Source organism: Deferribacterota bacterium (genome assembly GCA_034189185.1).
Taxonomy (GTDB): domain Bacteria; phylum Chrysiogenota; class Deferribacteres; order Deferribacterales; family UBA228; genus UBA228.
Window position 1 is genome coordinate 1 of the sequence record JAXHVM010000112.1, and the last position, 5,990, is coordinate 5,990.

A 5,990-nucleotide genomic window follows, 5' to 3' on the forward strand; every position below is an offset into this window, starting at 1 on the left:
TAAAAATAATAAATATTATTTTGAAGGTCTTTCGAAGGATATAAAGGAAATATTTGCAGGTATTGGTCTAATTTAAAATAAAAAGGGGGTTCAAAGATTTGCTATGGATGAAAATGAGAAATTTGAGACAAAAATGAAACGGCTTGAGAGTATCGTTGACAGGTTTGAAAAGGAAGAAATAGGCATAGAAGAATCACTAGAGCTTTTTCAAGAGGGAATCAAGTTGGGCAAAGAATGTAGAAAGATCTTGGATAATATTGAGTTGAAGGTTAGGGAGGTCTTAAAAGACGATTTAAGTGTTAAAGAATGGGATTGCGATGTTTAACGTTGAATCATATATTAAATTTTGGGCAGATAAAGTAGATACTTTTCTAGAGGAGTGTCTTGGGGAAACTGAGGGAAATAAGTTGTTGGGCTCTATGAGGTATTCTCTTTTTGCAGGTGGGAAAAGATTACGTCCAACTCTTATCTATTCTTCCTATGGTATTTTTGATAGCAATTTTGAAAAGGTAACACCCTTTGCAGCAGCTGTAGAGATGTTACACACCTACTCATTAATTCATGATGATTTACCTGCCATGGACAATGAAACATATAGAAGGGGTAAGCTTTCAAACCATAAAGTGTATGGTGAGGATATAGCAATATTAGCGGGTGATGCTCTTCTAACTAAGGCTTTTGAACTTATGCTTGACAGGAAGATAAATAGTGAAATAGAAATTGAAATCTTGTTAGAGGCAGCCCACAAGCTAAGCTGTGTAAGTGGATGTGAAGGTTTAGTATATGGACAATATTTGGATATTAGTAATAACTTAGATTCAAAGGGTTGTAATAAATTGGTTGAACAAATATATTTATTAAAAACTGCCAAACTTATATCTTACTGTGTTGAGATTGGAGCTATATTAGGCTATGGAACAGATATTGATAAAGAGAAGATGAGAGAGTATGGAAAGAATATAGGGATTGCCTTTCAAATAGTTGATGATATTCTTGATATTACATCTAATGTATCGCAATTAGGTAAAGATGTAGGCAAGGATAAGGAATTAAAAAAGATAACCTATCCTGCCATATATGGAATTGATAAATCAAAAAAATATGTAAGCGAGCTAATAAATGAAGCTGTTGATGTTGCTAGTTTTTATGGAAATGCTGCAAAACCACTTGTAGAGATAGCTAAATATATAGAAAATAGAAACAATTAAAATGAGTATACTTTATAGGTTGAATTCGCCAAATGATTTAAAGAAATTAAGTTATAAAGAATTAGGGTTAGTTGCTACTGAGGTTAGGGATTTAATTATAAAAACTGTTGCTAAAAATGGTGGTCATCTTGCCTCAAGCTTAGGAACTGTTGAGCTTACTATTGCCCTTTTAAGATATTTTGACATAGAAAGTGATAAAATAATTTGGGATGTAGGACATCAAGCATATCCTTTTAAAATATTAACTGATAGAAGGGATAATTTTCATACGCTTAGACAGTATAAAGGCATAAGTGGGTTTATTAAGTCTGGTGAAAGCCCTTACGATATATTCAGTGTTGGACATGCAGCTACTTCAATATCAGCATCTCTAGGTTTGAAGTGTGGCATGGAATATTTAAAAGAGAAGGGTCATGTTATAGCTGTTATTGGAGATGGGTCATTATCAAGTGGTTTAGCACTGGAGGCAATTAACAACCTAAACAATATAGACAAACAGCAGTTAATTATAATACTAAATGACAATGATATGTGTATAAGTCCAAATATTGGAGGTATTTCAAGTTATCTTTCAAAGATAATGAGTGGTGAAATCTATACAAGATTTAGGAAAGATATAAAGAATTTTTTTAAATATGCACCCCTTGGTGATCATTTATTACAATTTGCCAAGAAATTAGAAGAGGGAATAATTAGCTTGTTTACACCAGGGATATTTTTTGAGGTATTGGGCTTAAAGTATATTGGACCTGTAAATGGACACAACATAAAGGCTGTAGAGGATTCACTTCATAACGCAGCAATACAGTATAAACCAGTATTAATTCATGTTAGAACAAAGAAAGGGAAAGGTTACAAACCAGCAGAAGAGGATCCATCAAAATTCCATTCAATTTCTTCATTTGATATATCAACGGGGGCTACAATAAAGATAAAAAAAGAGGTAACTTACTCTGAGGTTGCAGGAAAAGTTGTATGTGATTTAGCCTCAAAAGATGACAAGGTTGTAGCTTTAACTGCTGCAATGACCAGTGGTGTTGGTTTAAACGATTTTAAGAAAAATTTCCCAAATAGATTTTATGATGTTGGGATTGCTGAAGAGCATGGAGTGGTATTTTCAGCTGGACTTGCAAAAGCCGGTTTAAAACCCTACTATTTTATATATTCAACTTTTTTGCAAAGAGCCTTTGATCAGATAATACATGATGTAGCCTTACAAAACTTGCCTGTTAGTATACTTATTGACAGGGCTGGTTTAGTTGGAGCGGATGGACCAACACATCATGGTGTTTTTGATATATCAATGTTGAGGCAGATCCCTAATTTTGTGATTATGGCACCAAAAGATAAATTTGAGCTAGAAGAGATGATTAAGTTATCGCATAACTTAAATAAGCCTGTTGCTATAAGGTATCCCAAAGGAGAGGTTAATAACTATAATGAATTAAATAAAAATGATATTGTATTTGGTAAAAGTGAGGTAATTTTTAATGAGGGGGATATTGCTTTAGTATCCGTAGGCCATATATTTTCTGAGGTATTTAGATTATATAAGATGTTAAAAGAAGAAATTGGTTCTCAAACGTTAATAAACTTAAGATTTATAAAACCATTAGATATAGATAATTTAAGTAAAGTTTTAATAAATAAAAAATTAGTAGTAATAGCCGAAGAAAATGTTTTAAAAGGTGGTGCAGGGGAAGAAATCACTGTATTTTTGAATGAAATTAGTTGGAGTGGGAAAGTCTTGAGATTTGGTTTTCAGGATATATTTATTGAACATGGCAAGATAAATGAATTGAGATCTCTTACTGGTATTAGTGCAGAGAGCATGTATAAAAAATTGATGCTATATATAAAGGAAATGGTTTATAAATAATATAGTCTTTTAACTTTTGTTAGTATTTAAATAAATTTATATTATTCAAAAAAAGAAAAAAGGATAAGCATGAAAACAGTAGCAATAATAGCAAAACCGCACGCAGAAAATGTAGTTAATTTATTAGAAGAAATTGTTAAATTGCTAGATGAATCGAATATAGAAGTTCTTTATGATAAGAGGGCTGCATCTATTTTGAATCTTTCTAATCATAGTAGTGAAGAAGATATAAGAGAGGGCTCTGATTTAGTTATTGTCCTTGGTGGGGATGGTACATTAATTTCAGCTGTTAGAATAGTTGGAGATAAAGAAGTACCTATTATGGGAATAAATATGGGCAGATTAGGGTTTTTAACTGAAATAAGGGCAGGTGAAGCTGTTAATATGCTAAAAAATGTTATTAAAGGGGATTATTGTGCTGAGAATAGGATGAAACTACACTGTGATCTTTTCGAAAACAAGCAATCTAAATTTGCAACTGATGTATTAAATGATATTGTTATAAATAAAGGGGCTTTAGCAAGGATGATAGATGTTGAGCTTTTTATAGATGATCATTTTGTTAATTCATTAAGGGCTGATGGGGTTATTTTTTCTACCCCTACAGGCTCAACTGCTTATAACCTAGCAGCTGGTGGTCCAATTATTTATCCCACATTAAATTCAATAATTATAACACCTATCTGCCCCCATTCTTTGACACATAGACCCATTGTTGTCTCTAGGAGGAGTAAAATAGTTGTGGTGATGAAAAATAGTAATGAACAGATTTATTTAACCTGTGATGGACAGATTGGGCAGAAGTTAAAAAATAATGATATAAAATTAAACATTACACAGTCTAGTCATAATGTGAAACTTATTACACCAAAGAATAGAAGTTATTATAGTTTGCTTAGAGAGAAATTAGGTTGGGGCATTAAATAGAGGATGCTTGATTTTTTATCTATTAAGAATTTCGCTGTTATAGACAGCATTGAGTTAGCATTTGGCAAATCAATAAATATTATCACAGGTGAAACAGGCGCTGGCAAAACAATAATAGTTGAAGCCTTAAAAGCATTATTAGGTAGTAGAATAACTAGGGATGATTATAAGGACATAAACAAGCCAATTGTTATTGAAGGAATATTTAGTAATGTTGATAAATTAATTAATGAAAACATTAAAGAGGTTTTCAGTATAGATGATTATCTTATAATTAGAAGGGAGGCTTTCTATAATAGTAAAAATAAAATTTATATTAATAATAGGTTTGCAACCCTTAAAGATGTTAAAAATACAGCTCAAAATATAATTGAGATATCAACTCAATTTGAGAATCAACGTTTAACAGACAAAAAATATCATTTGTCATATATAGATAGTTTTATACAAAAAGAATACCTAAATAATTATATTGAAAAATTTAAGGAGTATAATAACCTCAAAAATAATTTAAATAGATTATTAAAAGAAAAAAAGATTAACGAGGAGAAAAAGTCTTTACTATTGTTTAAAAAAAAAGAGCTATCTAATGCAAAACTAAATTTAGATGAAGATTTATATTTAGATAATAAGATTAAATATTTATCTAATATTGAAAAATTAACAGATAGTCTTACATCTGCTATTAATTATTTAAACCAAGGAGATATAAATCTTAACTATTTATTAAATAAATTAATAAGGGAATTAGAGTATATCAAAGAATTTTACAGTGATATAGATATATATTTTAAAAAAATAGAAGAGCTTGGAAGTTATTTTGATGAACTATCAAAAGAATTAGAAGAAAAGCTTGGATATAATGAAACTAGTAAAATTAGTGATTTAAATAGGCTTGTTGAGAGAAAATTTTATTTAGATTCACTAATGAACAAGTATAAAACCGATTTAAAGGGCTTGGTTTTATTGATGAACGAGATTGAAGAAGAATTACAGAATATCACTGAAAACGATAGTAAAATTATTGAGTTAGAAAAAAAATTGAAGATAAAAGAAGGTGAGCTTAAAAAAGCATCATTTTATCTGAATGAAAAGAGAAAAGAGATTGCCCAAAGATTAGAAGATATGATAGTTAAAGCCTTGGGTGATGTTGGGTTAAACAATGCAATCTTTAAGGTTAAATTTAATGAGCTAGAAGAGTACATACCAACTGGAAGCATAGAGGCTGAGTTTAATATTAGTATTAATCCAGGATTTCCACCAGCTGGTTTAAGAAAGATAGCTTCAGGTGGGGAGTTGGCGCGTATAGTATTAGTCTTGAAAGAAATATTTGCAACATCTGAAAATATAAATACAATTATTTTTGATGAAATTGATACGGGTATTTCAGGAATTACCGCTAAAATGGTTGCTAATAAATTAGCAAAAATTGCTGAAAAAAGGCAATTGATCTTGATTACCCATTTACCTGTAATTGCTGCAAAGGGTGATACACATTATCATATTGTTAAAGAAACTGATAGCAATAAAGCCTCTATTAGAATTGTTAGGCTAGATGATGCAGGTAGACGAGAGATATTAGCAACAATGATATCAGGTAATGTCACTGACTCTTCACTGAATCAAGCAAATGAGTTGTTGAGGGATAAATCATAAAAGAGATTGCTTCATTAATTATCTTGTGTGTAGAAAAATTGGGATATTTGGGAATTTTTTTATTTATGACCATTGAAAGTTCTTTTATCCCTTTTCCAAGCGAACTTGTTATGCCCCCTGCCGGCTATCTATGTAGCAAGGGCGCAATGTCTATATATTTAGTTATTATTTTTGGTACATTGGGGAGTTTATTTGGAGCACTGATAAATTATTATCTATCCTATACAATAGGTTTACCTTTCCTATTAAAATATGGGAGATTCATTTTTATTAACCAAAAAATGTTAAAGAAGGTGGAAGTATTTTTTTTAAAACATGGT

General features: G+C 30.7%; 6 protein-coding genes. All 6 read left to right on the forward strand.

Annotated elements, in window-relative coordinates; all coding sequences use genetic code 11:
• Window positions 1–103 precede the first annotated feature (103 nt).
• The gene (xseB, locus tag SVN78_07745) at window positions 104–325 is read left to right on the forward strand and encodes an exodeoxyribonuclease VII small subunit (GenBank protein MDY6821496.1); all 222 of its coding nucleotides are present in this window, start codon (window positions 104–106) and stop codon (window positions 323–325) included.
• Window positions 318–1,208, forward strand: coding sequence for a farnesyl diphosphate synthase (locus SVN78_07750; GenBank protein ID MDY6821497.1), 891 nt, complete (start codon window positions 318–320; stop codon window positions 1,206–1,208). The genes xseB and SVN78_07750 overlap by 8 nt, the downstream gene beginning before the upstream one ends.
• 1 nt (window position 1,209) lies before the next feature.
• The gene (gene dxs / locus SVN78_07755) at window positions 1,210–3,087 is read left to right on the forward strand and encodes a 1-deoxy-D-xylulose-5-phosphate synthase (protein ID MDY6821498.1); all 1,878 of its coding nucleotides are present in this window, start codon (window positions 1,210–1,212) and stop codon (window positions 3,085–3,087) included.
• A gap of 69 nt (window positions 3,088–3,156) precedes the next feature.
• Window positions 3,157–4,014: an NAD(+)/NADH kinase gene (locus tag SVN78_07760; GenBank protein MDY6821499.1), complete on the forward strand. Its 858-nt coding sequence runs from the start codon at window positions 3,157–3,159 to the stop codon at window positions 4,012–4,014.
• A 3-nt stretch (window positions 4,015–4,017) separates the two neighbouring features.
• Complete coding sequence (locus SVN78_07765; GenBank protein ID MDY6821500.1) at window positions 4,018–5,670, forward strand: hypothetical protein; 1,653 nt, start codon at window positions 4,018–4,020, stop codon at window positions 5,668–5,670.
• Between the two features lie 65 nt (window positions 5,671–5,735).
• On the forward strand, window positions 5,736–5,990 hold a 255-nt coding region (locus tag SVN78_07770), incomplete at its 3' end, for a DedA family protein (protein ID MDY6821501.1).

Excerpts from the sequence above, each read along its gene's own strand:
- dxs (MDY6821498.1), top strand. The coding sequence starts at position 1,210 with ATGAGTATACTTTATAGGTTGAATTCGCCAAATGATTTAAAGAAATTA.
- SVN78_07750 (MDY6821497.1), top strand. The coding sequence starts at position 318 with ATGTTTAACGTTGAATCATATATTAAATTTTGGGCAGATAAAGTAGAT.
- SVN78_07765 (MDY6821500.1), top strand. The coding sequence starts at position 4,018 with ATGCTTGATTTTTTATCTATTAAGAATTTCGCTGTTATAGACAGCATT.
- SVN78_07760 (MDY6821499.1), top strand. The coding sequence starts at position 3,157 with ATGAAAACAGTAGCAATAATAGCAAAACCGCACGCAGAAAATGTAGTT.
- xseB (MDY6821496.1), top strand. The coding sequence starts at position 104 with ATGGATGAAAATGAGAAATTTGAGACAAAAATGAAACGGCTTGAGAGT.